This is a genomic window from Micromonospora lacuserhaii (assembly GCF_036902735.1).
Lineage (GTDB): Bacteria > Actinomycetota > Actinomycetes > Mycobacteriales > Micromonosporaceae > Micromonospora.
In genome coordinates this window covers 130,113-155,883 of sequence record NZ_JBAKHO010000011.1, presented here as the reverse complement: position 1 = coordinate 155,883, position 25,771 = coordinate 130,113, and the positions used below count along the sequence as shown (strand labels likewise).

Sequence of the window (25,771 nt, the reverse complement as noted above, 5' to 3'; positions counted from 1 at the left end):
CACCGCGCCGACGCCCGCCGCGGCGGCTGCCGCGCCGCCCTCGGGCGCCTCGGCGTCCGGGTCGACCATGGCCGGCGTGGCGCCGCCGTAGCCGGCCGCGCCGGCCGAGGGCGCGTCGTCGTGGCGCGACGCGGTCTCCGGACCGTCGCCGTCGGCCGTCCAGCGGTCCCGGTCGTGGATCCGGTCGGCGGCGGTCGGGTCGGCCCGCTCGTCGTCGAACGGCTCGGTCCGCCCCGGCGCGCCGTCGCCCGGCTGGGCGGTGTCCTCGCCCCGGGCGTCCCGTTCGTCCTCCGGCCGGCCGCCAGCCAGCGCCGAGGCGGCCACCGCGTCGCCCACCGAGGTCGCCCCGAAGGTGGTCGGCAGCGGGGCGGGCTCGTGGAACTCCGGTCGGCCGTCGCCGTCGGGGTCGGCCGCGTCGTCCCGGTCGTCGTCCGCGTCACGGTCGGCGTCCCGCACGGCGTACGGGCGGGTGTCGTCGAGGTCGTCGCCGCGCCGGTCGGTCACCGACGGGTCGTCGAAGGTGCCGCGGTCGTCGAGCGCGTCCTCGGGCACGTCGGCACGCCCGTCCGGGTCGTGCCGGGTGTCGGCGGCGTCCACCGCGCCGGGCGGCGGTACCGCCACCGGCGTGGAGCGGACGGCCTCCGGGTGGTCGTTGTTCAGCTGCTGCTCTTCCTGGCGCATGGTGGCGGTCTCCTCAGCGGCTGGTGACGTCGTGGGGGCTGTCGGGGTGGTGCTGCTCCGGCGTGACCCCCCGGACCGGGTCCGCGCCGAGCAGGTCGGCGAAGAGGGCGCGGTAGTGGACGACGGCCTGGCGGAGCTCCTCGGTGCTGGCCTCGCCCCGCTCGTTGCGCAGCCGGATCTCGTGCGCGTCGCGGTAGTGGGTCAGCGTGCGGGCGTGCTCGACGGAGAGATGGGCGATCTGGTCGGAGAAGTCCCCGGTGGGGTAGCCGCGCTCGGTGATCAGCCGGCCGACCAGTTCGTCGGCGTCGCCCACGGTCTCGGCCGGTGAGTCGACGAAGCGGACCTGGAGATCCTCCCAGGCCGCGGCGTAGCGGGCCCGCGCCTCCGGGGCCAGCGGGGTGAGTTCGAGCTCGGCGTGCCGGCGTTCCCGGTCCCGCAGCTCCCGCTCGGCGGCGGAGCGGTTGTCCTGCTCGGCGACGACCCGGTCGTACTCCGGGCCGAAGCGCCGCCGCAGCGACCGGCGACGGCCGGCCACCACCGCCGCGGCGACCACCGCGGCCAGCACCAGTACGACGAGAACCAGAATGACTACCTGCGTGGGCGACATGGCTCCTCCTTCGCCACCGGTATTCCCGCTGCCCACTGATCGCCAATCCCGATCCCGGCGACTTTCCTGACCGATTCCGTGCGGTAGCGCTTACCCGGAACGCCGGTCGGCATGTCGGGAACCACAGCAGGGATCGTCACCAGAACTTGACTGGTCCCAGAAAGCGAGCGGGCCCGGCTCAGCCGGGGCCGCCTGGGGCGGGTCTCCGGCCAGGCGGTCTACGCCGTCCTGCACGCCCTCACCGCAGGCCTCGGCACCGGCGTGCCGGTCGACGGCATCGACTTCTCCGACGACAAGATGCTGGTCGTTCTCCTACCCGGACCCCCAGCGTCGTACGGAGTGGACGACCGGAGCGGCGACCTCCTCCGTGGCCGGTCTCCCGGGAGGCCGACGACTCCTGCCGAAGTACCGTCCGTTCGCCGACGGGCCCGGCCCAAGATCAGTCCACAGTAGTGACCAGCGCGACGGACGGTAGTGCTGAGGCCAAGGATTACGTATCCTGCCCAAGGCGCCCGTGCCGGTGCCCGGTCATCGGCCGGGAAGCTGCCCGGCCGGTGCCGGCGCCCCCGCTGACACCCCTTCCGGGCGAGGACTCATGAACACCCGCGACTGGCCGATCCGCGCCAAGCTGACCGCCCTGGTCGTCACCCCGGTGGCCGCCCTGCTGGCGCTCTGGATCTTCGCCACCACGCTCACCTTCGGTCCCGCGATCGACCTGCTCTCCGCGCGCACCCTCCTCTACGACCTGGGCCGGCCCGGGGAGCGGGTGGTCGCCGAACTCCAGCGCGAGCGCCGGGCCTCGGTGGTGCAGCTCTCCACCCCGGGCGCGCTGCCGACGCTGGCCGACCAGCGCCGCCGGACCGACGGGGCGGTCGCCGAGCTGCGCCGGCGGATGGACGGCCAGCGGCTGCGCGACGCCGCCGACGACCGGCTGGACGCCCGGCTCGACGCGCTCGGCTCGGCCCTCGACGCGCTGCCCGCCGGTCGCGGTTTCATCGACCGACGCCAGGTCGACCGGGCCGGGGCGATCGGGCTCTACACCGGCATGATCTCCTCCGCCTTCCAGACCTTCGCCGCGATGGCGATGCTGCCGGACGCGGATCTGAACCGGGAGGCCCTCGCGCTCACCGCGCTCGGCCGCTCCCGCGAGCTGCTCGGCCAGACCGACGCGCTGCTGACCGGCGCGTTGACCACCGGGCGGTTCGCCGAGGGCGAGCACCTGCGGCTGGTGCAGACCATCGGCAACGAGCGGTTCCTGGCCGACTCCGCCGTGGCCGACCTCCCCGCCACCGACCGCAGCGCCTACCAGCGGCTGATCGAGCGGGACGACTTCGTCCGGCTGCGCAGCATGCAGGAGGCGCTGCTGCGGGGGAGCCCGTCGGGCCGCCCGCCGGTGGACGCCCGGGCCTGGCAGACCAGCCACGACGCCGTCCAGCAGGGCCTGCGGGACTTCGAGCTGAGCGAGGCCGACGGGCTGGCCGACCGGTCCGTGCCGGTCGCCGTGGGGATCCTCGTCCGGCTCGGCGTCGCCGGGGTGCTCGGGCTCGCCGCGATCGCGGTGTCGGTCCTGGTCGCCGTTCGGGTCGGGCGGACGCTGGCCCGCCGGCTGACCGGCGTGCGCAGCGCGGCGCTGGAGATGGCCGAGCACCGGCTGCCCGACGTGGTCGCCCGACTGCGCCGGGGCGAGCAGGTCGACGTCGCCCGGGAGGCGCCGCCACTGGAGTACGGCGGCGACGAGATCGGCGAGGTCGGGCGGGCCTTCAACGAGGTCCGCCGGACGGCGGTGCGGGCCGCGGTCGACGAGGTCACCCTCCGCCGGGGGCTCAACGAGGTGTTCCTCAACATCGCCCGGCGTACCCAGGGCCTGGTGCACCGGCAGCTCGCGCTGCTGGACGGGATGGAACGCCGGGTCGAGGACCCGGACGAGCTGGCCGAGCTGTTCCGGGTCGACCACCTGGCCACCCGGCTCCGCCGGCACGCCGAGGACCTGGTCATCCTCGCCGGAGCGGCGCCCGGCCGCGGCTGGCGCCAGCCGGTCGCCGTGCTCGACGTGATCCGCGGCGCGGTCTCCGAGGTCGAGGCGTACGACCGGGTGGACATCGGGACGGTGCAGCCGGCCGGCGTCCTCGGCCGGGCCGTCGCCGACGTCATCCACCTGCTCGCCGAGCTGGTCGAGAACGCCACCGTCTTCTCCCCGCCGGAGAGCCGGGTCGAGATCAACGGCCAGCGGGTGCCCCGGGGGTACGTCGTCGAGGTCACCGACCACGGGCTGGGCATGTCCGCGCCGGCGGTCGAGGACGCCAACCGGCGGCTGGCCCGCGCCCCCGAGTTCGACCCGGCCGACAGCGCGCGGCTCGGCCTCTTCGTGGTGGCCCGACTGGCCGACCGGCACGGGGTCCGGGTCACCCTGCGTTCCGAGCAACCTGGTGGGGTGACCGCCGTGGTGCTCGTACCGGCGGACCTGGTCACCGACGAGCCGACCGCCCCGCCGGCCGCGTCCCGCCCCGACGCCCCGGTCGCCCGGCTGGCCACGCTGCCCCGGCCGCCGCGAGCCGCCCGGACCCGGGAACGGCCCGACCAGACCGTGCTGCCGTTCGCGCCGGCTCGCGCCTCCACGGTCGAGGCGGCCCCGGACGGCGACGGCCTGCCCCGTCGGGTCCGTCGGCGCGGCACGCCCGTCCGCCCCCGCCCGCCGGTGACCGCCGAGCCGGCGCCCCGCTCGCCGGAGGAGATGCGCCGGCAGATGTCCGCCCTCCAGGCGGGCACGGCGCGCGGGCGCCGCGAGGGCGGGGCGGTCCGGCCCGTGCCGGCGGAGGGCCCCGACGTTCAGGCCGGCGCCCGCACCGACGAGTCGACCGGCCCTCCCGACCGGCCCGCGCCGGCCCCCGAATCCCCGACCGCGATTGAGAGGGACGCCTAGTGGTGCACACGACGAGGCAGAGCGCCGATCTCGGCTGGTTGCTCGACGAGCTGGTGGGACGCGTGCCTGAGGCCCGGGAGGCGGTGGTGCTCTCCGCCGACGGCCTGCTGCTCGGCGCCTCCGCCGAGCTGGACCGCGCCGACGCCGAGCACCTCTGTGCCCTGGCCTCCGGCTTCTCCAGCCTGGCCAAGGGCGCCAGCCGGCACCTGGCGGCCGGCGGGGTGCGGCAGACGGTGGTGGAGATGGCGTCGGCGTACCTGTTCGTGACGGCCGCCGGCCAGGGCGCGTGCCTGGCCGTGGTCGCCGCGGCGGACGCGGACATCGGTCTGGTGGCGTACGAGATGGCCATGCTGGTCGTCCGGGTGGGGGAGAACCTCACCGCGCCGGCCCGGGCGACGGTGGAAGCCGCCGATGCGGGCTGAGCCGCCGGGCCCCCAGCACGAGTGGATGGACGCCGCCGCCGGGCCGGTCGTCCGCCCGTACACGCTCACCGGCGGTCGGGTCCGGCCCAGCGTCGAGGGCTTCGACCTGGTCGCCTTCGTGCGGGCGACCGCCGACGTCGACCCGTCCGCCCTGCCGGGCCTGCAACCGGAGCACCGTCGGCTGGTCGAGCTGGCCCGGCGGCCGGTCGCGGTGGCGGACCTCGCCGCGGACCTGGACCTCGCGGTGGGCGTGGTCCGGGTCCTCCTCGGCGACCTGCTCGCCCGGGGCCTGGTCTCGGTGCAGCAGCCGCCGGCCGCCGCCGGACTTCCCGACAACGACATCCTCAAGGCGGTGGTCAGTGGACTACGTGCGCTCTGATCGGGGGGCGATCGCCACGCGGGCCCCGCTGGCCCTCAAGATCCTCATCGCGGGCGGCTTCGGCGCCGGCAAGACGACCCTGGTGAGCGCGCTCAGCGAGGTCCGCCCACTACAGACCGAGGAGGTGCTGACCGGGGCCGGCGTCGGCACCGACGACCTCTCCGGGGTGGAGGAGAAGTCCACCACCACGGTCGCGATGGACTTCGGCCGGATCACGATCAACGAGGACCTCCAGGTCTATCTCTTCGGTACCCCGGGGCAGGACCGGTTCTGGTTCCTCTGGGACGAGCTGGCGTTCGGCGCGCTCGGTGCGGTGGTGCTGGCCGACACCCGACGGTTGGCCGACTGCTTCCCCTCGATCGACTACTTCGAGCAGCGCGGGGTGCCGTTCGTGGTCGGGGTGAACTGCTTCGACGACGCCCGCCGGTTCGGCACGGAGGCCGTCCGGCAGGCCCTGGACCTCGACCCGGACGTCCCGGTGGTGCTCTGCGACGCGCGCGAGCGGCAGTCCGGCAAGCTGGTGTTGATCTCCCTGGTCGAGCACGTCGCCCGGCAGCGCGGCGAGCCGGTCCCGGTCGCCTGACCCCCGGCGCGGGCCGGCGTCGCCGCCCGCGCGCCGCCGCGGCCGGGTCGACCGGCCGGGGAATTCCGGGAAAAGAGGCCTAACCGTCCGGTCGACCGGGAAGCCTCTGGTGTGATCGGGACAGGATTCGGCAGAGGGGTGGCGCGGGTGACCGGCACGATCGTCCACATCGGCGGCTACACGGCGGAGGGCGGCGGACGGGGCGACGGCATCGTCGCCGCCCGCCGGGATCCCGACTCGGGAGAGCTCACCCCGCTCGGCACGGTCGCGGTCACCGCGAACCCGTCCTTCCTCGTCCGGCATCCCACCCTGCCGGTGCTGTACGCGGTCAACGAGCTGCCGGAGGGGGAGGTCAGCGCCTTCGCCGTCGGCGAGCGGGGCGAGCTGAGCCCGCTGGCCGTCCGGGCGACCGGGGGCGCCGAGCCGGCCCACCTGGCGGTCGCCCCGGACGGCCGGCACCTCTTCGTCGCCAACTACGGCGGCGGCAGCGTGGCGGTTCTCCCGCTGGACGAGCGGGGCGTGCCGGGGGAGCGCAGCGACCTGGTCGTGCACGAGGGGCACGGCCCGGACCCGGAGCGCCAGGAGAAGGCGCACGCCCACATGGTCTCGCCCGACCCGGGGCGGGGCCCGCTGCTCGCGGTCGACCTCGGCACCGACTCGGTCTACCGGTACGACCTCGACGCCGCCTCGGGCCGGCTGGTGCCCCGGGCGCCCCGGGTCCGTACCGGGTCGGGGACCGGGCCGCGGCACCTGGCCCGGCACCCGGACGGGCGGCGCTGCTGGCTCGCCGGCGAGCTGGACGCGACGGTCACCGCGTACGACCTCACCCCGGAGGGGGCGTTGCACCAGCGGGGCCGGGTGGACGCCAGCGAGCGGGCCGGGCACGTCCAGCCCTCGGAGATCACCGTGGGGCCGGACGGCCGGTTCCTCTACGTCGGCAACCGGGGGGTGGGGACGGTCTCCGTCTTCGCGCTCGACGGGGAGCTGCCCCGGCTGGTCGCCGAGGTGGAGACCGGCGGGGAGTGGCCCCGGCACTTCGTGCTGACCGGGCCGCACCTCTACGTCGCCGACGAGCGGGCCGACATGGTCCGGGTGTTCCGGGTCGACCCGTCGTCGGGCGTGCCGGTGCCGGTCGGTGAGCCGGTGCCGGTATTCAGCCCAACCTGCGTCCTGCCCTGACCCGTGCTGTCCGAAGTGGACAGCAGCGACGGCGCGACACTGACTGACTACTCACAGTGCGAAAAGTGAGATCATCTGTTTCTCCTGCGTAACTTTCGTCCGAACGGTTGTGGCACGAACCGGACCGGATACGCAAGATGGTCAGCGTGTCTGGCCGCCATCGCATGCGTTCAAGTATCCGTGGAGCAGGAGCCGCCGCAGCGGCGACTGCTCTCGCCGTCGTGGTCGCCGGTTCCTGGTTCGGCTACCAGCAGCTGGCGGGGCCGTCCTGCACGGGCCAGGTCCAGCTCTCGGTAGCGGCGGCCCCGGAGATCGCCCCGGCCGTGCAGGCCGCCGCGGCGCAGTGGGTCGAGGGCGGCGCGGCGGTCGGTGGCACCTGCATCGGGGTGAACGTGGCGGCCTCCGAGCCGGTGGACGTGGCCGCCGCAGTGGCCAGCAAGCACGGCGCCAGCCTCGCCGGCGTCGGTCAGGCCAGCGGCACGGCGGTGACCCCGGACATCTGGATCCCGGACTCCTCCACCTGGCTGCTGCGGCTGAAGAACGGCGCCGCCGCGTTCGCGCCGGCCAACGGCGCCTCGATCGCCCGCAGCCCGGTGGTGGTGGCGATGCCGGAGCCGGTCGCCTCCCGGCTGGGCTGGCCGGACAAGAAGCTGGCCTGGACCGACATGCTGCGCGCGGTGAGCAGCGACAAGCCGCTGCGGGCCGGGATCGTCGAGCCGACCCAGGACGCGGCCGGCCTCTCCGGGCTGCTCTCGCTGACCGCGGCGGCGAGCGGGTCCGGCGTCGACGCGCAGAAGGCGACCACCGGCGCGCTGCGGGCCCTGGCCACCGGCCGGTCCGCGCTGCGGCAGGACCTGCTCGCCCGCTTCCCGCGGTCCAACGACCCGACGGCGATCGCCGCCGGGCTGGGTGCCGCCGCGCTCTCCGAGGAAGACGTGATCGCGTACAACGCGACCAAGCCGCCGATCAAGCTGGCCGCGCTCTACCTCGAACCGTCGCCGATGCCGTTGGACTACCCGTACGCGGTGCTGCCCGGCGTCGAGCCGGCCAAGGCGTCCGCCGCCAAGGTCCTCTTCGAGCTGCTCACCAGACAGGACTTCCGCAACCGGCTGGCCGCCCAGTCGCTGCGCGCCCCGGACGGCAACTGGGCCGAGGGCTTCAAGGCCCCGCAGGGCGCGCCGAGCCCGGCCGGGGGCGGCGCGACGGTGCCGCCGGGGGGCGGGACCGCTGCGGGTGGCCTGGACCCCGTCGTCATAGAGCGTGCGGTCTCCGGCTGGTCGATCGCCACCCAGTCCGGTCGGATGCTCTGCGTCATCGACGTCTCCGGCTCGATGAAGACGGTGGTCCCCACGGCCGGTGGCCTCAGCCGCGAGCAGGTCACCGTGGAGGCGGCCACCCGAGGGCTGGGACTCTTCGACGACTCCTGGTCGATCGGCCTCTGGACCTTCTCCACCGAGCTGCGCGGTGCGCAGGACTGGGTGCAGGTGGTGCCGATCAAGCCGCTCTCGACGAACCGCAGCCTGCTGGAGCAGGGGCTGGCCAGCATCCGGCCGTCCAAGGGCAACACCGGCCTGTACGACACCATGCTGGAGGCGTACAAGCGGGTGCAGCAGGACTGGGAGCCCGGCAAGGTCAACTCGGTGGTGCTCTTCACCGACGGCAAGAACGACGACAAGAACGGCATCACCCAGGCCCAGCTGGTCAGCCAGTTGAAGAAGCTCAACGACCCGGAGCGTCCGGTGCAGGTGGTCATCATCGGTATCGGTAACGAGGTCTCCAGGGCCGAGCTCCAGTCGATCACCGACGTCACCGGTGGGGCGCCCTTCGTCACCGCGGATCCGACCAAGATCGGCGACATCTTCCTGCGGGCGATCGCCCTGCGACCGAACGCACCGCGCTGAGTCGCGGCACAGTGCGAAAATACCGCCGCATCGGTAGAACCGGTGCGGCGGTTCGCATTCCGGCCCCGAGCGGGATAGGAAACTGACGGTAATACGTCCGAAGCAATCGGTGAGCATCATTTCAAGACAGGATGTCGGGAGTGCTCCGGCGCCGGCGCCCGACCGGGTGGCGGGAGCCCGGAGCGGCCCGTATCGAAGTAGGGAGGTTCGGTGACCTCGGCGACGCTGTCCACGCCCGCCCGCATCGCACCGGCGTCGGGTGGTGCGCGCCCGCCGAGCAGCTTCTCCCGCACCGAGCAGCGGGCCTACGTCCGCACCCTGGTGGTGCTGGACACCACCGTTCTCTCCCTGGCGGTCCTCGTCGGCTACGCCGCCCGTTTCGGCGAGGGGGTGGCGGTCGGCTCCAAGATCCCGTACGTCCTGGTGGCCCCCGGTCTGGTGCTCGTCTGGCTGGTCTCGCTCAAGGCGCTGCGCTGCTACGACGACCGGGTGCTCGGCTACGGCGCCGACGAGTACCGCCGGGTCAGCTCCGCCAGCCTCCGGCTGGCCGGTGCGATCGCCATCGTCGGCTACATCGCCGACGTCGGGGTCTCCCGTGGCTTCCTGGGCATCTCCTTCGCGGTCGGCACGGTGGCCCTGGTGGTGACCCGGTTCGCCGCCCGCAAGCGCCTGCACCTGGCCCGCTGCAAGGGCGCGGGCTGGTCCCGCCGGGTGCTCGTGGTCGGCGACACCGCACACGTGCTGGAACTCGTACACACCCTGCGCCGCGAGCCGTACGCCGGCTACCACGTCGTCGGCGCCTGCATCCCGGACGCGCTGCTCGCGCCGGTGCCGCAGCGGCTCAGCGACGTGCCCGTGGTGGGCTCGCTGCGAGGCATACCGGAGGCGGCCGTCGCGATCGGCGCGGACACCGTCGCGGTCACCGCCTCCGGCGAGCTGACCGCGGCCCGGTTGCGCCGGCTCGGCTGGCAGTTGGAGGGCACCGGCGTCGACCTGGTCGTCGCCCCCGCGCTCACCGACGTGGCGGGGCCGCGCATCCACACCCGCCCGGTGGCCGGCCTCCCGCTGATCCACGTCGAGGCGCCCGAGTTCCGGGGCGCCCGCAAACTGGTCAAGGAGTTCGTCGACCGCACCGCCGCCGCGCTGGCGCTGCTGGTGCTGCTGCCCGTGCTGGGGATGGTCGCGCTGGCGATCCGGCTGGACAGCCGGGGCCCGGTGCTGTTCCGCCAGGTCCGGGTCGGGCAGGGCGGCCAGGAGTTCGGGGTGCTCAAGTTCCGGACCATGGTGGCCAACGCCGACGCCCTGCTCGCCGAGCTGGCCGCGCGCAACGAGAGCGACGGCCTGATGTTCAAGATGCGCGACGACCCGCGGGTCACCCGGGTCGGCCGGCTGCTGCGCAAGTGGTCGCTGGACGAGCTGCCCCAGCTGGTCAACGTGCTGCTCGGTCAGATGAGCCTGGTCGGCCCCCGCCCGCCGCTGCCGTCGGAGGTGGCCCGCTACGACGGCGACGTGGCCCGCCGGCTGCTGGTCAAGCCGGGCATGACCGGCCTCTGGCAGGTCAGCGGCCGATCCGACCTGAGCTGGGAGGACGGCATCCGGCTCGACCTCTACTACGTCGAGAACTGGTCGCTCGCCGCCGACCTGACCATCCTCTGGAAGACCTTCGGCGCGGTGCTGCGCAGCCGCGGCGCCTACTGACCCGGCCGGGCGGCGGTCACGGCTGCGGGCCGGTCCAGTCGAAGCAGACCACCACCGCGTCGTCGACCAGGTCACCGGCGACGAACGCCCGCAGGTCGCCGATCAGCGACCGGACGGCGTCCAGCGGCTCCATCGGCCCGGTCCGGCGCAGGAAGCGGTCCAGCGCGGTCTCCCCGTACCGGACGTTCTGACCGGTCGCGTCGATCACGCCGTCGCTGACCACGAAGAGCCGGTCCCCCCGGCGCAGCGTGAACCGCTGCTCCTGGTAGTCGGTGCCCTCGAACATGCCGAGCGGGAACTGCTTCTCGAGCTCCTGCTCGCTGACCTCGCCGTCGCGCAGCAGCACCAGCCGGGGTGAGCCCGCGTCGACCACGGTCAGCTCGCCCGAGGCCAGGTCGAGGTCCAGCAGCAGAACGGAGAGGTGCTGCTCGCCCCGGTGCAGGGCGTAGATCGCCTGGTCGGCGAGGGCCGCCTGGTCGGCCAGGGCCAGCCCGGCCCGGCGCGCGTTGCGCAGGGCGTGAGTGGCCAGCGAGGTCAGCATCGACGCGGCCACCCCCTCGCCCGTCCCGTTGATCGTGGAGAGCCAGAGCCGGTTCCCGTCGTCGGACCAGTCGAAGCTGTCGCCCCGCACCGCGTACGCCGGCTCCAGCTGGCCGGCCAGGCTGAACGAGGGGCGGATCCGGCTGCGCCCGGGCAGCAGCTCCCACTGCATCTCGGCGGCGAGGGTGAGCCGGTGGGTCCGCCGGGCCGCCCGGTAGACGTCGGTGCCCTCGGAGACCGCGGCGAGCTCGTGCCCGAGCGCGGTGGCGATGCCGTCCAGCTCGGCGAGCACGGTGGCGTCGTCCGGCACCGGGGCCAGCCGTAGCACGCCGCGCCGCTCGCCGCGCATCCCCACCGGGAACCAACCGGCGCCGTTGGCCAGCACCGGCTCCTGGTGGTCGAAGCAGCGCCACGCCGGGTGGCCCGGGCCGGTGAGCCCCTCGCCGTCGCCGAACGGGAGCAGCACCGATAGCCGGTAGTCGACCTGGTACAGCTCCACCTCGGTGACCTGGTAGTCCCGGGCCAGCTCCGCACCGAGCCGGTCGAGCAGCAGATCAGCCGGTGCGTCGATCAGCACCCGCCGTGCCCGGTCCTCGGGTCCACTCATCGTCACTCCTTCAGACAGGCCGTCGACCTGGTACGCCGGGTAGTCTTCAGCCCACCATGGCCGAAGAACAGGGTCCCGCGGGACCAGAAGTGAGTATGGTCGCCGAGCTGGATGCCGCGGCGGGGGCCCTGCTTGCCGTCTGGGAGGCTGCGCGGGAGGGCACCACCAGTCGCCTCTCCAGCGCCCAGCTGCGCGCGGTGATGGTCGTGGAGCGGCACGACGGGATCAACCTGCGCCGGCTCGCCACGCTCCTGGACATGCTCCTCTCCTCGGCCAGCCGGCTGTGCGACCGGCTGGTCGCCGCCGGCATGCTAGAACGCGAGCCCGGCCGGGCGGACCGGCGGGAGATCTCCCTGCACCTGACCCCGGAGGCCCACCGGCTCCTCGCCGAGCTGCGGCAGGACCGCCGGCGGCGGCTGACCGAGGTGCTCGCCGGCATGGCCGGCGAGGACCGCGCGGCGCTGCTGCGGGGGCTCCGCGAGTTCGACCGGGTCGCCCGGGAGCGGGAGGGCGCCGTCGGGAACCGGCTGGAGTGGCCGGCCGTGCTGCCCCCGTCGGCCCGCGACGGACGGCAGGACGGCTCGGTGGCCCGTTCGGCCTGACCCCGCGTGGCGGGTGCGGCCCGATGGCGGTCAGGCCCGTCCGGCCAGCGCCTCCCGGGTCAGCCGCAGGTAGTCGCAGGAGTGCGGGTGCTCGGCCAGCGCGGCGACGCAGCTGGCGAGCACGGTGTCGAGCAGCGGCCGGCCGCCCCGGGCGGTGAGGACCTCTTCCTGCCAGCCGGCGAAGTCGACCAGGAGCCGCGGGTCGCTCACCCGGATCGCCGCCGCCAGCGCGTCCACCAGGTGCGCCACGGCGGTGGCGAAGTCCTCGGCGCGTTCCTCGGGCGGGTCGAGGTCGCGGACGGCGAGCTGGACGATCTCCCGGCGGCGGCGCAGCACCGCCACGTACTCGTCGCTGCCGGGCACCGGAGCGGGGCCGGTGTTGACGGCCCCGAAGAGCGGCCCGTCGAGCAGCCGGGCGGCGTCCCGGGCGGTCTCCCCCCATGCCGCCGCCCCGACCGCCGCCGCCCAGCGGCCCGCGGGGCCGAACCCGGGGCCGCCGGCGACCACCGGCACCCCGGCCGACCGGCACGCCTCGATCATCCGACCGGCGCGGATCAGCCAGCTGGGCTGCACGCAGCTGAGCAGCACCGCGTCCGGACCGGTCTGGTGCAGGTAGGAGACGAGGTGCCGGGCCGGCACGCTGGCGCCGAGGAAGGTCACCCGCCAGCCGGCGGCGCGGACCACCTCGGCGACGATCCGGGCCGCGAGCGCGTGCCATTCGCCCTCGACGCAGGCCATCACCGTGTGCCCCCGGCTGGCCCGGCGAGGGGTCCGGCCCGCCACCGCGCCGACCACCAGCTCGCTGACGTGGGTCGCCGCGTGTTCCTGGGCGACGCTCCAGCGGCCGGTCAGCCAGCGCAGGCCGACCTCCCGTTGCACGACGGCGACCAGGTCGACCAGGACGTCCGCGACCGAGCAGCCGGCGTCGAGCAGGTCCAGCGCGATGCGGGTGGCACCGCCGGGATCGGCCCGGTCCAGCGAGTCGAGGTACGCCTCGACCGCGGTCTGGTCGACCCGTCGCGGCGGGCCGGCCGGCTCCGGGTCGTCTCCGGTCACGCCTGGTCCGCCGCGCAGACCGCCAGCATGGCGATGTCGTCGTGGCCCTGCCCGTCCAGCCACTCGTCGACCAGTTGGAGCAGCCGGTCCACCACCGCTCCGGGCGGCAGGCCGGCGACCGAGGCGAGCGCCTGGCGCAGCCGGGTCTCGCCGAACATCTCCACCGCCGCCGGGCCGCCGCGCGCCTCGGTCACCCCGTCGGTGTACGCCAGCAGCAGCTCACCGGGGGCGAGGCGGACCTCCGCCTCGACGAAGCGGGCGTCGGTGAATGCGCCGATCGGCATCCCGCCGACCTGAACCGAAACGATCCCGCCGTCGGGGCGGACCAGCAGCGGGGACGGATGGCCGCCCCCGGCGATCCGGATCCGGACCCCACCGTCCGGATCCTGGGCCGTCACGCCGAGCAGCAGGGTGGTGAACTGGCCGCGCCGGGCTGCGTCGGGCGCGTCGAAGAGCGCCCGGTTGAGCAGCCGGATCAGCTCCAGCGGGCGCTGTTCGACCAGCCGGAGGGTCTGCAACGACTGGCGGACCCGCCCGGTGAGGACCGCCGCGCCGACGCCCTTGCCGCAGACGTCGCCGAGGGCGAACATCCCGCCGGACGCGGTGGGGAAGACCTCGTAGAAGTCACCGCCGATGCGCAGGCTGTCGCCGGCCGCGCGGTAGCCGCCGGCCAGGGTGACCCCGGGTACCGGCGGCAGTTGCGGCGGCAGGAGGCTCTGCTGGAGCACCCGGGCCAGGTGGGCCTGCTCGCCGTAGAGCTCGGCGGTGGCGACCGCGGCGCCGGCCCGGGCGGAGAACTCCCGGGCCAGCTCGATGTCGCGCTGGTCGAAGCCGGCACGCCCGGCGCGGCGGATCAGGATCAGTGCCCCGGCCGGCCCACCGGCGCTGAGCATCGGGCTGATCAGCAGGGTGCCGGGCTGGCCGAAGGACTCGGGCAGCACGGTGGCCAGGTCGGCCAGCTCGGCGTCGAGCCAGGGGCTGGGGTCGGTGCTGTCGCCCTCCAGCGCCTCCGCCAGCCCGGGCACCGAACCGGTCAGCTCGTGGCTGCCGACGCCCGCGACCGGGCCCGGCTCGCCGTCGGCGTACCGGATCCAGTGCGGCAGGTCGTCGGAGGGCGGCGGCGCGTGGTGGATGACCAGGGCCGCGTCGGCGAGGTAGGGAACCGGCAGGGTGGCGGTGGCCCGGAGCGTCTGCTCGCGGTGCAGGGAGAGGCCGAGCCGGCTGCCGGCCTGGGCCAGGAAGGCGGTCCGGGACCGCTCGGCCAGCAGGGCGTCGGTGCGGGCCTGTTCCTCGGTGACGTCCCGCACGTACCAGGCGCACCGGCCGCCGGCGAGCGGGCGCCGGACGCCGCGCAGCCGCCGACCGCGGTGTTCGGTGTCGAAGGTCTCCGCGCCGTGGCCGACCGCCCGGGCGAGCGCCGGCACGGCGCAGCGGGCGAGGTCGGTCCCGGGCGTCAGCTCGGGGAGGAGCTCACCGGTCATCGCGTTGACGAGGGTGACCACACCCGACCGGTCGGTGGTCACCACCGCCTCGGCCAGGCCGTCCAGCAGCTCGCGGGCGAGCCGGGAGTCGGCGGGCAGCAGCGGTTCCGGGGCCGGTCGGGGCAGCGGACGGGACACCCGTCCACCGCCGCTGACCGGGCCGGCCTGCCCACCCCGGCGGGTCGTCGTCACCGCCGGTCGCCGGGCGCCTCGGCCTGTCGACCTCTGCGCATGCTGGTCGTGCACTCCTCGGGTGGGGGATGGTTGCCTGACGGAAAGGGTACCGACGCCGGATCGGGATCGCCCATCGAGGAACCCCGGCTCACCCCGTGCGGGCCAGCCAACCGGACGGACGGGCGATGATCCGGCGAACCACCGATCCGGCCCCGCCGACCGCGGCGGAGGCCGGGCCGAGCGCAGCGGCGCGGACGGTGACCGGCGACCAGGCCGCGGTCAACACCCGGTCGGCGAGCTCGGCGACGACCGGCGGGCGCAGCCAGGGCGCGAGGGTGGCGTATCCACCGCCGAGGACCACGGTGTCCAGGTCCAGCAGGTTCACCACGCCGGCCACGGCCACGCCGAGCGCGGTGCCGGCGGCGCGCAGCGCCGCGAGGGCCGCCGGGTCGCCCGCCCCGGCCAGGTCGGCGAGGCGCCGGGCGGCGGTGTCGGCCGGCAGGTCCGCGCCGGCCAGCCCGGCCGCGGCCAGCACGGCCTCCTGGCCGGCGTACGTCTCGAGGCAGCCTCGCCCGCCGCACCGACACGGCCGGCCGGCGGGTTCCACCGGCATGTGACCGAGTTCCCCGCTCCAGCCCCGGACGCCGCGGAAGAGCGCGCCGTCGAGGACGATCCCGGCCCCGATGCCGATCTCACCGGAGACGTGCAGGAAGCTGCGTGGCCCGGCGGGTGTGGCGTGCAGCTCGCCGAGGGCGGCGAGGTTGGCCTCGTTCTCCACCATCAGGGCCGGCACGCCGTCGACCGTCGCGGTGAGCGTCGGGTGTGCGGCGAGCAGGGCGGGTACGTCGACGTCCCGCCAGCCCAGGTTGGGCGCGAGCCGGACCAGTCCGTGCGCGTCGACCAGGCCCGGTACGGCGAGGGCGGCCCCGGCCAGGGTGAGCCCGGTGTCGTCGGCGGCGGCCCGGGCCCGCCGGGCCAGCTCGACCAGTCGGGCGAGCGCGTCGGCGGGGGAGAGCGGTCGCAGGTCGGCCCGGTGCACCTCGTGGTGCCGGACGGCGCCGGTGAGGTCCACCACGCAGGCGGCCAGGTAGTCGACGTTGATCTCCAGCCCGAGCCCGGCCGGGCCGTCGGGGGCGAGCAGCAGGCCGCGGGCGGGACGACCGGCGCCGGCCCGGGGCGGCGGGTCGGCCTCGGTCACCAGCCGGCCGTTGATCAGGCCGTCGACCACCGCCGAGACGGTGGCCCGGGTCAGGCCGGTCTCGGCGGCGATGCCGGCCCGGGAGGGCGGCCGGTCGGCGGCGGCGATCCGGCCGAGCACCACGGCGAGGTTGAGTTCGCGCAGGCTGCCCTGTCGGACCGCGCCGTCGGTGCGGGTGCTGGTCACTCCTTGACAGTGCCACAGCCGGGTCATTTAATTCAATCACTGAACAAATTGCGGACGACACCACCCCGGAGGTCTGCCATGGCACCCCGTCCCACCCCCGCCGACAAGTTCTCCTTCGGTCTCTGGACGGTGGGCTGGCAGGCCCGCGACCCGTTCGGCGACGCCACCCGCCCGGAGCTGGACGCGGTGGAGGCGGTGCACCGGCTCGCCGAGCTCGGCGCGTACGGGATCACCTTTCACGACGACGACCTGGTCCCCTTCGGCGCGGACACGGCCACCCGCGACGCCCGGCTGGCCCGGTTCCGCAAGGCCCTCGACGAGACCGGCCTGGTGGTTCCGATGGTCACCACGAACCTCTTCACCCACCCCGTCTTCAAGGACGGCGGCTTCACCAGCAACGACCGCGACGTCCGGCGGTACGCGCTGCGCAAGGTGCTGCGCAACGTCGACCTCGCCGCGGAGCTCGGCGCCCGCACCTTCGTGATGTGGGGTGGCCGGGAGGGGGCCGAGTACGACCTGGCCAAGGACGTCCGGGCCGCCCTGGACCGCTACCGGGAGGCCGTCGACCTGCTCTGCCAGTACGTCGTGGATCAGGGTTACGACCTGCGCTTCGCCCTCGAACCGAAGCCGAACGAGCCGCGCGGCGACATCCTGCTGCCCACCGTCGGGCACGCGCTGGCGTTCATCTCCACCCTGGCCCGCCCCGAGCTGGTCGGGCTCAACCCGGAGGTCGGGCACGAGCAGATGGCCGGGCTGAACTTCGCGCACGGCATCGCCCAGGCGCTCTGGCAGGGCAAGCTGTTCCACATCGACCTCAACGGCCAGCGCGGCATCAAGTACGACCAGGACCTGGTCTTCGGCCACGGTGACCTGCTCAACGCGTTCGCCCTGGTCGACCTGTTGGAGCACGGCGGCCCGAGCGGCACTCCGGCGTACGACGGGCCCCGGCACTTCGACTACAAGCCCTCCCGCACCGAGGACATCGCCGGGGTGTGGGAGTCGGCGGCGGCGAACATGCGCACCTACCTCCTGCTCCGGGAGCGGGCCGCGGCGTTCCGCGCCGATCCGGAGGTGGCCGAGGCGTTGGCCGCGAGTCGGGTGGCCGACCTGGCGACCCCGACGCTGAACCCCGGGGAGGGGCACGCCGGGCTGCTGGCCGACACCTCCGCGTTCGAGACGTTCGACCCGGAGGCTGCCGGGGCGAGGGGCTTCGGCTTCGTCCGGCTCAACCAGCTCGCCGTCGAGCACCTGCTCGGCGCGCGCTGAGGCGGGCCGTCATGCCGTTGGTCGCGGGGGTCGACTCGTCGACCCAGTCCTGCAAGGTGGTGGTCCGGGACGCGGCGACCGGCGCGCTGGTCCGCCAGGGCCGGGCGCCGCACCCGGACGGCACCGAGGTCGACCCGGCCGCCTGGTGGGCGGCGCTACGGACGGCGGTCGACGCGGCCGGCGGGCTGGCCGACGTGGCGGCCGTCTCGGTGGCCGGCCAGCAGCACGGCATGGTCTGCCTGGACGAGGCGGGGGAGGTGGTCCGTCCCGCGCTGCTGTGGAACGACACCCGCTCCGCCGGCGCGGCCCGGGACCTGATCGCCGAGGCGGGCGGCGGGGAGGCGGGCCGCCGGTTCTGGGCCGAGGCGACGGGCAGCGTGCCGGTGGCCAGCTTCACCGGCACCAAGCTGCGCTGGCTGGCCCGGCACGAACCGGCCGACGCCGCCCGGGTGGCGGCGGTCTGCCTGCCGCACGACTGGCTGACCTGGCGCCTGGCCGGCGCACCCGGCCTCGACGCGCTGCGCACCGACCGGGGCGACGCCAGCGGCACCGGGTACTGGTCGCCGCAGACCGGTGGGTACCGCCTCGACCTGCTGGAACGGGCCTTCGGGCGGGTCGTGGCGGTGCCGACGGTGCTCGGCCCGGCCGAGGCCGCCGGGGTCCTGGACCCGGCCGTGCTGGGCGACCGGTCGGCGGCAGCCCGGCCGGGCGCGGTCCCGGGCTCCGGGGCCGGGCCGACGGGTGCCGGACCCGGCGGGATCGTGCTCGGCCCGGGCACCGGGGACAACGCCGCCGCCGCGCTCGGCGTCGGCGCCGGACCCGGGGACGTGGTCGTCTCGATCGGTACCTCCGGCACGGTCTTCGCGGTGGCCGACGCGCCGGCCGCCGACCCCACCGGCATCGTGGCCGGCTTCGCCGACGCCACCGGGCGGTACCTGCTGCTGGTCTGCACCCTCAACGCGGCCCGGGTGCTCGACGCCGCCGCGGTCCTGCTCGGGGTCGGCCTCGACGAGCTGAGCGACCTGGCGCTCGCCGCCCCGCCCGGCGCGGACGGGCTGGTCATGGTCCCCTACCTGGAGGGGGAGCGGACCCCGGACCGGCCGCTCGCCACCGGCGCGGTGCACGGGCTCACCCTGCGCACCTCCACCCCGGCCCACCTGGCCCGGGCGGCGGTGGAGGGGATGCTCTGCGCGCTCGCCGACGGGCTGGACGCGCTCACCGCCCAGGGGGCCACCGCCGACCGGGTGATCCTGGTCGGCGGCGGGGCCCGCTCGGCGGCGGTGCGCCGGATCGCGCCGCAGGTCTTCGGCCGGCCGGTGGTCGTGCCGCCGCCGGGGGAGTACGTCGCCGACGGGGCGGCCCGCCAGGCCGCCTGGGTCGCCCTGGGTGGCGCGGCGCCACCCGGGTGGCCGCTCACCGGCACCGAGGAGTACGCCGCCGAGCCCGCCCCCACCATCCGCGAGCGGTACGCCGCCGCCCGCGACCACACCCTCGACCGGTGCGGCCACCGCTGAGTCGGGGGTGGTCACCGGTCCGTGATCTGTCCCTGGTTGGCTGCCGGTCATGACCAGCACCAGGATCTCCGGGCGCGGGAACGCGGCGCACCGGTTCTACAGCGTCGTGGTGTTCGTGGTGCTCGCCTCGCTGGACAACGTGGCGATCGGCCTGGTGCCGCCGCTGTACGGGCCGATCTCCGGGGCGCTGGGGGTACCGCAGCGGTGGCTCGGCCTGGTCACCGCCGTGAGCTTCCTGGTCAGCGCGGTGGCGGCGGTGGCCTGGGCGTACGTCGGCGACCGGACCAACCGCAAGCCGCTGCTCATGGTGGGCACCCTGATCTGGGCGGCCGGCACGGGCGGCGGCGCGCTCGCCGAGAACTACCCCACCTTCCTGGCCGCGCAGCTGCTGGCCGCGGTGGGGCTCGGCGCGGTCGGCTCGGTCGGCTTTTCCGTGGTCACCGACCTGATCTCGCCTCGCCGGCGGGGCCTGGTGATGAGCTTCTGGGGGCTGTCGCAGGGGGTCGGCACGCTGGCCGGCACGCTCACCGGCGGCATCCTCGGCGCGACGGACTGGCGCCGCCCGTTCCTGGTGCTCAGCGTGGTCGGGCTGGTCGCCACCGTGGCCTACCTCTTCACGTACGACATCCGGCGCGGGCAGAGCGAGCCGGAGCTGGCCGCGGCACTCGACGCCGGCGTCGAGTACGACTACCGGATAACCCGGGCCGACCTGCCCCGGATCCTGGCCCGGCGGACCAACCGGTGGCTGATCCTCCAGGGGCTGACCGCGCAGGCGGCGTTCGGGTCGCTGGTCTGGCTGCCGGTGCTCTTCGCCGAGCGGGCCCAGGCGCAGGGCTACTCGTCGGCCACCGCCGTCGTGGTGGGCAGCGTCTTCGCGACCCTGTTCCAGCTCGGCGGGGTGCTCTCCATCGTCGGCGGGCTGGTCGGCGACGCGCTGCAACGGCGTACCCGGCGGGGCCGGGCGCTGGTCGCGGCGGTGGGCATCCTCGCGGCGCTGCCGTTCTACCTGGTCCTGTTCCTCGTCCCGGTACGCATCGTGGTGCCCGACGGCGCCGGCGCGGGGACGATCGTCCGGGCGGTGCTGGCCAGCGTGGTGACCGAACCGACGGTCGGGCTGAGCCTGCTCACCGCGGTCGTCGCGCTGGCGCTGACCTCAGCGAACTCGCCGAACTGGTTCGCCCTGATCGCCGACGTCAACCCGCCCGAGCACCGCGGCACCGTCTACAGCCTGGGCAATCTGGTCAACGGGGTCGGCCGGGCGGCCGGCAATGGGCTGGTCGGGGTGGCCTTCCACGCGCTGCGGGCGGCGTTCCCGCCGCCGCTGAACTACGCGGTCGGGCTGGCCGCCTTCCAGCTCTTCTTCATCCCGACCGGGCTGATGTACTGGCTGGCGTCGCGGACCTCGGCCGGCGACATCGAGTCCGTGCACGAGCTGCTGCACGCCCGCGCCGACCGCCATGCCCACGCCGATCGCCTCTGACGCCGGCCGGGTGCCCTCCGGCGTGACCCGTGCCGTTCGGCCGGAACCGTTGCGGTTTCGACCAGCGGGCGGCGGGGGAGGTGGTGCGTGCGCTACGAACTTGATGTCGTGGATGTATCACCGCTCGGCCCGCGGCGGTCGTGCCGCCCGATGACGTGCACGGCATCAAGTTCGTAGCGACGGAACGGTGGCTCCGCCGGGCTGGTCGTGCTCGTCTGGATCGTCAGCCTGGTCGGTGCCCACTGCTGAGCGTGCCGGGCGTGCTCCAAAGCGCCGCCAGCCACCTCCGGACACGCCGCGAGCTACCCCGAACACGCCGCGAGCCGCCCCCGGGAGACGCCGCGAGCCGGCCTCCGCCTCGTGGCGGGGACCGGCTCGGGCGGTCGTCAGGCGCGGACCCAGACAGTCACATCGGTCGGCACCCGGCCGTTGGCGTCCAGCGGGGCGCTGCTGTGCAGCACCTCGCCGGTCGGCGCCGGCACGGGCGCGTCGCCGAAGTTGGTCAGCACGGTCAGCGCGCCGTTGCGGAAGGTCAGCACCTCGTCGCCCGAGGCGAGCCACTTCAGGGTGCCCCGCCCCAGCCCGTGCTCGTGCCGCAGCGCCAGCGCGGTGCGGTACATCTCGTACGTGGAGCCGGCCACCCCGCGCTGCCGGTCCAGGGCGTACTCGGCCCAGAGCGGCGGCTGCGGCAGCCAGCTGGCGTCGGTCGGCCCGAAGCCGTACGACGGCGCGTCGGCCTCCCACGGGATCGGCACCCGGCAGCCGTCCCGGCCGCGCTGGGTGTGCCCGCTGCGCTCCCAGGTCGGATCCTGCCGGGCCTCGTCCGGCAGCGTGGTGTGCTCGGGCAGGCCCAGCTCCTCGCCCTGGTAGAGGTACGCGGAGCCGGGCAGGGCCAGCATCAGCAGGGTGGCCGCTCGGGCCCGGCGCAGGCCGAGCGCGGCGTCCGGCTGCGGGTCGCCGATGCCGATGCCGTTGGGTCGGCCGCCGCCGATGGTCAGGCCCAGCCGGGAGGCGTGCCGCACCACGTCGTGGTTGGAGAGCACCCAGGTGGTCGGCGCGCCGACCCCGTCGGTGGCCTCCAGCGAGCGGGTGATCACCGCGTACTGGGCGGGCGCCGTCCACGAGGCGAGCAGGTACTCGAAGTTGAAAGCCTGGTGCATCTCGTCGGGGCGGACGTAGCGGACCAGCCGTTCGGCCGGCTCCACCCACGCCTCGGCGACCAGGACCCGCTCGCCGTCGTAGGAGTCGAGCACCCGGCGCCACTCCCGGTAGATCTCGTGCACGCCGTCCTGGTCCCACATCGGCGGCCGGGGCTTCGCCACCTCGTTGCCGGAGAGGATCTCCTGCGGCTCCTGCCAGTCGGCCAGGTCCGCCTGCTTGATCAGGCCGTGCGCCACGTCCACCCGGAAGCCGTCGACGCCGCGGTCCAGCCAGAACCGCAGCACGTCCAGGAACTCCGCCCGGACCTCCGGGTTGTCCCAGTTCAGGTCGGGCTGGCCGGTGTCGAACAGGTGCAGGTACCACTGGCCGGGCCGGCCGTCGGGGTCGGTGACCCGGGTCCAGGCGGGGCCGCCGAAGACGCTCTGCCAGTCGTTCGGCGGCTGGTCGCCGTCCGGGCCGAGGCCGTCGCGGAAGACGTACCGGGCCCGCTCCGGGCTGCCCGGGGCCGCGGCCAGGGCCGCGGTGAACCACCGGTGCGCCGAGGAGGTGTGGTTCGGCACCAGGTCGACGATCACCCGGAGCCCCTTCGCGCGGGCCTCGGCGATCAGCTTGTCGGCGTCCTCCAACCGCCCGAAGAGCGGGTCGACGTCCCGGTAGTCGGCCACGTCGTACCCCGCGTCAGCCTGGGGCGACGGGTAGAACGGCGACAGCCAGACCGCGTCGACGCCCAGCTCGGTGAGGTGGCCGAGCCGGGCGGTGATGCCGGGCAGGTCGCCGATGCCGTCGCCGTTCGAGTCGGCGAAGGAGCGCGGGTAGATCTGGTAGATGACGGCCTCGGTCCACCACCCGGGCGTCACGCCCCCGGGCTGGTCCTGCTGCGTCGCGTCGGTGTTCAGAGCCTTCTCCCTGTGTCGAGCCGGTGCGGGCGGTCGAATCCGTTCAGTGTTCCCGGGGCGGCGCGGTCGATTCACGCACCACCAGGCGAGTGGGCAGGATCACCGGGCCGCCGGGCGTGTCGGCGCCGCCGCGGGGGTCGGGGACCCGCCGGGGGTACGCCTCGGCGGTGCGCGCGCCGAGCGGGTCGAGCAGCAGCCGGGCGGCGAGTCGCCCCTGCTCGGCGGCGGGCTGGGCGATGGTGCTCAGCCCGAGCACGCCGGCCAGGTCGTGGTCGTCGACGCCGATCACGCTGACGTCCTGCGGCACCCGCAGCCCGGCGTCGCGCAGCGCGGTCATCGCGCCCATCGCCATCTCGTCGCAGGCCGCGAAGATCGCGGTGGGTGGCTCGCCCCGGGCCAGCAGTTCGGCGGTGGCCCGGGTGCCGCCGTCGATGGTGAACTGCGACTCGATGTCCAGGCTCGGGTCGGGGCGCACCCCGGCCTGCCGCAGGGCGTCCTGGTAGCCGCGGCGGCGGTCCAGGTGGGTGGTGAAGGCCAGCTCGTCGTCCGGGTCGCCGGAGATGTGGGCGATCCGCCGGTGCCCCAGGTCGAGCAGGTGCCGGGTGGCGGTGCGGGCGGCGGCCACGTCGTCGATCCGGACGCAGGGCCAGCCGGGCACCACCGTGCCGGAGCTGATGGTGATGCCGGGCAGTTCCAGGGTGGCCAGCGCGGTCAGGTCGGCCGGCCGCAGCGGGGTGGCGACCAGCATGATGGCGTCCACCCGCTTGTGCAGGTTGGCGGTGCGCAGCACCCGCTGGCGGACCTGCTCGCGCCCGCCGAGGTTGTAGAGGAGCAGGTCGTACCCGGACTGGTGGAGGAAGTCCTCCACGGCCTCGACGACGGTGCCGAAGAACCACCGGGTGATCCGGGGGACCACCACCGCGACCGTGCCGGTCCGGCCGCCGGCCAGCCGGGAGGCGCTGGGTGAGACCGCGTATTCCAGCTGTTCGGCGGCGGCGAGCACCCGGCGGCGCGTCGCCGCCGAGACCGTCGGCAGCCCGCGCAGCGCACGGGAGACGGTGGCGGTCGAGACCCCGGCGAGCCGGGCCACGTCATCAATTCTGGTCACGGTACCCCCGCTCCGCGCCCGACCCCCGCCGCCGCCCGGTGATGCCGGGCGGCGGCGGTACCCGGGTCAGCCCTTGACGCTGCCGGCGAGCAGGCCTCGCACGAAGTAGCGCTGGAGGGAGAGGAACACGGTCAGCGGTACGACGATCGAGACGAATGCGCCCGCGGTGAGCCGCTGCCACTCGTTGCCCCGGGTGCCGGCCATCTCGGCCAGCCGGACGGTGAGCGGGGCGGTCTCGTTGCCGCCACCGGCGAAGATCAGCGCCACCAGCAGGTCGTTCCAGACCCAGAGGAACTGGAAGATGCCGAACGCGGCCAGCGCCGGGGCGACCAGCGGCAGGACGATGGTGCGGAAGATCTTGGGGTGGGTGGCCCCGTCGACCCGGGCCGCCTCCATCAGGTCCCTGGGCAGCTGCGCGATGAAGTTGTGCAGCAGGAACACGGCGAAGGGCAGCGCGAAGCAGGTGTGCGCGAACCACACCTGGGCGAACTTCTGCTCGTCTACCAGGTCCCACGCCGGCATCAGGGTGACACCGCCGAGGGTGACGCCGGTGGAGAAGAACTTCAGCAGCGGCACGAGGGCCATCTGGAGCGGCACGATCTGCATCGCGAAGATCGCGATGTAGAGCCAGTCCCGCCCACGGAAGTTGATCCAGGCCAGGGCGTACGCGGCGAGCGACGCGAAGGCGAGCGGGAAGAGCACCGACGGGATGGTGATCGCCAGCGAGTTGATGAAGTAGCTGGCCAGCTGCCCCGACGAGGAGGAGCCGCCGAAGAGCACCTCCTGGTAGTTCTCCAGGGTGAACTGCGGGTCGCTGAAGGCCGTCCACCAGCCGCTGCTCTTGATCTGGTCCTCCGGCCGGAGCGACGAGATCAGCAGGCCGAAGGTGGGGATCGTCCAGAGCACCGCGATGACGATGGAGACCAGCGTCGCGGTACGGGTGTTGAGGCGCTTGCGGACCCGGCCGGCGACGGAGGGGCCCTTCCCGGTGGCCTGGGTGCCCGCCGGGACGGTGGGCGTGGCGGTGGTCATCTCAGCCCTCCCGCTGCTGACGCAGGTTGCGGATCTGGTAGATCACGATCGGAATGACCAGGACGAAGAGGAAGACCGCCAGGGCGGAGCCCTGCCCGTTCTGGGCGTACCGGAACGCCTGGTTGTACATCTCGTTGGCGATGACGCTGGTGTCGTAGTTGCCGTTGGTCGCGGTACGGACGATGTCGAAGACCTTGAGCGTGGCGATCGACAGCGTCACCACCACCACGATCAGCGCGGGCCGGATGCTCGGCATGGTGATCCGCCAGAACATCTGCCACGGGGTGACCCCGTCCAGGCGGGCGGCCTCGACGATGTCGGCGGGGATGGCCTTGATGGCGGCGGAGAGCACCACCATCGCGAAGCCGGCCTGGATCCACACCATGATCACGATGAGCAGGAACGTGTTCAGCGGCGACTCGAGCAGCCACTGCTTCGGCTCCCCGCCGAGGCTGACCACGATCTGGTTGAGCAGGCCGATCTGTTCCTGCCCGTCACCCCGGTACGCGTAGACGAACTTCCAGATGATGCTGGCGCCGACGAACGAGATCGCCATCGGCAGGAAGATCAGCGACTTGGCGACCGCCTCGAACCGGGCCTTGTCCACCATCACGGCGTAGAGCAGGCCGAACGAGGTGGCCACCAGCGGGACCAGCAGCACCCAGATCAGCGTGTTGACCAGCACTCGGACGATCGAGTCCTCGGAGAACATCCAGCCGTAGTTCTGGAAGCCCACCCAGTTGTTGCTGCCGGCGTCCATGAAGGAGAGCAGCGTGGTGCGGATCGCCGGTACGACCAGCCCGATCATGAGCAGTAGCACCGTCGGCAGCAGGAAGAAGAACGCGAACAGTCCTTCCCGCGGCTTGCGTCGTCGAGGCAGCGGGGCGCCGCTCGCCGAGGCGGCGATCAGCTGGGCCTCGCGGCGTCGGGCGAACCAGGCCGGCACCACGTCGAGGAGCAGGAGCAGACCGCCCACCACCGCGACGAAAGCGATCAGCCCGTACATCAGCATGAGGAACTTCGGCTGTTCCTCCGCGAAGTCGAACTCCATCGACCCTCCTTCAAGGGTTCGGATTAAGTCGGTGGTCCGGCCCGCGGCG

At 74.4% G+C, this 25,771-nt stretch carries 20 protein-coding genes and 1 pseudogene; 11 read left to right on the top strand and 10 right to left on the bottom strand.

The genetic code is table 11. The annotated features are described in order from the left end of the window. Positions 1 to 681: pseudogene (locus V6U81_RS29165) on the bottom strand (hypothetical protein); the annotation flags it as partial. A gap of 13 nt (positions 682 to 694) precedes the next feature. Continuing rightward, on the bottom strand, positions 695 to 1,288 hold the full coding sequence (locus tag V6U81_RS11000; protein WP_334487519.1) for a hypothetical protein: 594 nt from the start codon (positions 1,286 to 1,288) through the stop codon (positions 695 to 697). Positions 1,289 to 1,883: 595 nt separating this feature from the next. On the opposite strand from V6U81_RS11000, the gene V6U81_RS10995 reads away from it, so the two are divergent. The 7 genes from V6U81_RS10995 (at position 1,884) to V6U81_RS10965 (ending at position 10,370) form a co-directional block, all read left to right on the top strand. Further along, entirely contained in the window at positions 1,884 to 4,208 is a 2,325-nt protein-coding gene (locus V6U81_RS10995; protein WP_334487517.1) for a sensor histidine kinase, read from the top strand. Next, positions 4,208 to 4,630 (top strand): roadblock/LC7 domain-containing protein, encoded by a 423-nt coding sequence (locus V6U81_RS10990; protein WP_334487514.1) that lies wholly within the window; start codon positions 4,208 to 4,210, stop codon positions 4,628 to 4,630. Before V6U81_RS10995 ends, V6U81_RS10990 begins: the two co-directional genes overlap by 1 nt. Beyond that, entirely contained in the window at positions 4,620 to 5,009 is a 390-nt protein-coding gene (locus V6U81_RS10985; protein WP_334487511.1) for a DUF742 domain-containing protein, read from the top strand. Before V6U81_RS10990 ends, V6U81_RS10985 begins: the two co-directional genes overlap by 11 nt. Further along, the gene (locus V6U81_RS10980; protein WP_334487508.1) at positions 4,990 to 5,592 is read left to right on the top strand and encodes a GTP-binding protein; all 603 of its coding nucleotides are present in this window, start codon (positions 4,990 to 4,992) and stop codon (positions 5,590 to 5,592) included. The genes V6U81_RS10985 and V6U81_RS10980 overlap by 20 nt, the downstream gene beginning before the upstream one ends. 138 nt (positions 5,593 to 5,730) lie before the next feature. Then, entirely contained in the window at positions 5,731 to 6,771 is a 1,041-nt protein-coding gene (locus V6U81_RS10975) for a lactonase family protein (RefSeq protein ID WP_334487506.1), read from the top strand. Between the two features lie 164 nt (positions 6,772 to 6,935). After that, complete coding sequence (locus V6U81_RS10970; protein ID WP_334487503.1) at positions 6,936 to 8,672, top strand: VWA domain-containing protein; 1,737 nt, start codon at positions 6,936 to 6,938, stop codon at positions 8,670 to 8,672. Positions 8,673 to 8,882: 210 nt separating this feature from the next. After that, on the top strand, positions 8,883 to 10,370 hold the full coding sequence (locus V6U81_RS10965) for a sugar transferase (protein ID WP_334487500.1): 1,488 nt from the start codon (positions 8,883 to 8,885) through the stop codon (positions 10,368 to 10,370). A 16-nt stretch (positions 10,371 to 10,386) separates the two neighbouring features. Here V6U81_RS10965 and V6U81_RS10960 read toward each other — a convergent pair whose 3' ends face one another. Next, positions 10,387 to 11,517 (bottom strand): PP2C family protein-serine/threonine phosphatase, encoded by a 1,131-nt coding sequence (locus tag V6U81_RS10960; RefSeq protein WP_334487498.1) that lies wholly within the window; start codon positions 11,515 to 11,517, stop codon positions 10,387 to 10,389. A 95-nt stretch (positions 11,518 to 11,612) separates the two neighbouring features. Between V6U81_RS10960 and V6U81_RS10955 the strand changes: the two genes are divergently transcribed. After that, positions 11,613 to 12,119 (top strand): MarR family winged helix-turn-helix transcriptional regulator, encoded by a 507-nt coding sequence (locus V6U81_RS10955; protein WP_334487553.1) that lies wholly within the window; start codon positions 11,613 to 11,615, stop codon positions 12,117 to 12,119. Between the two features lie 30 nt (positions 12,120 to 12,149). Here the strand turns inward: V6U81_RS10955 and V6U81_RS10950 are convergent, their stop codons facing one another. The 3 genes from V6U81_RS10950 to V6U81_RS10940 all read right to left on the bottom strand — a co-directional run bounded on the left by V6U81_RS10950 (position 12,150) and on the right by V6U81_RS10940 (position 16,241). After that, a complete protein-coding gene (locus V6U81_RS10950; protein ID WP_334487496.1) occupies positions 12,150 to 13,175 on the bottom strand; it encodes a cobalamin B12-binding domain-containing protein in 1,026 nt (341 codons plus the stop codon). Further along, on the bottom strand, positions 13,172 to 14,848 hold the full coding sequence (locus tag V6U81_RS10945; RefSeq protein ID WP_334487491.1) for a PP2C family protein-serine/threonine phosphatase: 1,677 nt from the start codon (positions 14,846 to 14,848) through the stop codon (positions 13,172 to 13,174). The genes V6U81_RS10950 and V6U81_RS10945 overlap by 4 nt, the downstream gene beginning before the upstream one ends. 130 nt (positions 14,849 to 14,978) lie before the next feature. After that, positions 14,979 to 16,241, bottom strand: a complete 1,263-nt coding sequence (locus V6U81_RS10940; protein WP_334487489.1) for an ROK family protein — start codon at positions 16,239 to 16,241, stop codon at positions 14,979 to 14,981. A gap of 51 nt (positions 16,242 to 16,292) precedes the next feature. Between V6U81_RS10940 and xylA the strand changes: the two genes are divergently transcribed. From xylA to V6U81_RS10925, 3 genes are read left to right on the top strand one after another with little or no spacing between them, the layout of a single operon-like run. Continuing rightward, entirely contained in the window at positions 16,293 to 17,480 is a 1,188-nt protein-coding gene (xylA, locus tag V6U81_RS10935; RefSeq protein WP_334487486.1) for a xylose isomerase, read from the top strand. A gap of 11 nt (positions 17,481 to 17,491) precedes the next feature. Then, a complete protein-coding gene (locus tag V6U81_RS10930; protein ID WP_334487483.1) occupies positions 17,492 to 18,994 on the top strand; it encodes a xylulokinase in 1,503 nt (500 codons plus the stop codon). Positions 18,995 to 19,043: 49 nt separating this feature from the next. Continuing rightward, entirely contained in the window at positions 19,044 to 20,474 is a 1,431-nt protein-coding gene (locus V6U81_RS10925; RefSeq protein ID WP_334487481.1) for an MFS transporter, read from the top strand. A 386-nt stretch (positions 20,475 to 20,860) separates the two neighbouring features. Here V6U81_RS10925 and V6U81_RS10920 read toward each other — a convergent pair whose 3' ends face one another. From V6U81_RS10920 to V6U81_RS10905, 4 genes are all read right to left on the bottom strand, one after another. After that, positions 20,861 to 22,531, bottom strand: coding sequence for a glycoside hydrolase family 13 protein (locus V6U81_RS10920; RefSeq protein ID WP_334487550.1), 1,671 nt, complete (start codon positions 22,529 to 22,531; stop codon positions 20,861 to 20,863). A gap of 43 nt (positions 22,532 to 22,574) precedes the next feature. Further along, entirely contained in the window at positions 22,575 to 23,639 is a 1,065-nt protein-coding gene (locus tag V6U81_RS10915; RefSeq protein ID WP_334487479.1) for a LacI family DNA-binding transcriptional regulator, read from the bottom strand. A 66-nt stretch (positions 23,640 to 23,705) separates the two neighbouring features. Further along, positions 23,706 to 24,671: a carbohydrate ABC transporter permease gene (locus tag V6U81_RS10910; protein ID WP_334487477.1), complete on the bottom strand. Its 966-nt coding sequence runs from the start codon at positions 24,669 to 24,671 to the stop codon at positions 23,706 to 23,708. 1 nt (position 24,672) lies between these two features. After that, positions 24,673 to 25,722, bottom strand: a complete 1,050-nt coding sequence (locus tag V6U81_RS10905) for a carbohydrate ABC transporter permease (protein WP_334487474.1) — start codon at positions 25,720 to 25,722, stop codon at positions 24,673 to 24,675. Positions 25,723 to 25,771: the final 49 nt, after the last annotated feature.

Coding starts and splice junctions, on each gene's coding strand:
- V6U81_RS10985 (WP_334487511.1), top strand. CDS start 4,620: ATGCGGGCTGAGCCGCCGGGCCCCCAGCACGAGTGGATGGACGCCGCC.
- V6U81_RS10970 (WP_334487503.1), top strand. CDS start 6,936: ATGCGTTCAAGTATCCGTGGAGCAGGAGCCGCCGCAGCGGCGACTGCT.
- V6U81_RS10925 (WP_334487481.1), top strand. CDS start 19,044: ATGACCAGCACCAGGATCTCCGGGCGCGGGAACGCGGCGCACCGGTTC.
- xylA (WP_334487486.1), top strand. CDS start 16,293: ATGGCACCCCGTCCCACCCCCGCCGACAAGTTCTCCTTCGGTCTCTGG.
- V6U81_RS10960 (WP_334487498.1), bottom strand. CDS start 11,517: ATGAGTGGACCCGAGGACCGGGCACGGCGGGTGCTGATCGACGCACCG.
- V6U81_RS10955 (WP_334487553.1), top strand. CDS start 11,613: ATGGTCGCCGAGCTGGATGCCGCGGCGGGGGCCCTGCTTGCCGTCTGG.
- V6U81_RS10910 (WP_334487477.1), bottom strand. CDS start 24,671: ATGACCACCGCCACGCCCACCGTCCCGGCGGGCACCCAGGCCACCGGG.
- V6U81_RS10905 (WP_334487474.1), bottom strand. CDS start 25,722: ATGGAGTTCGACTTCGCGGAGGAACAGCCGAAGTTCCTCATGCTGATG.
- V6U81_RS10995 (WP_334487517.1), top strand. CDS start 1,884: ATGAACACCCGCGACTGGCCGATCCGCGCCAAGCTGACCGCCCTGGTC.
- V6U81_RS11000 (WP_334487519.1), bottom strand. CDS start 1,288: ATGTCGCCCACGCAGGTAGTCATTCTGGTTCTCGTCGTACTGGTGCTG.
- V6U81_RS10930 (WP_334487483.1), top strand. CDS start 17,492: ATGCCGTTGGTCGCGGGGGTCGACTCGTCGACCCAGTCCTGCAAGGTG.
- V6U81_RS10940 (WP_334487489.1), bottom strand. CDS start 16,241: ATGACCCGGCTGTGGCACTGTCAAGGAGTGACCAGCACCCGCACCGAC.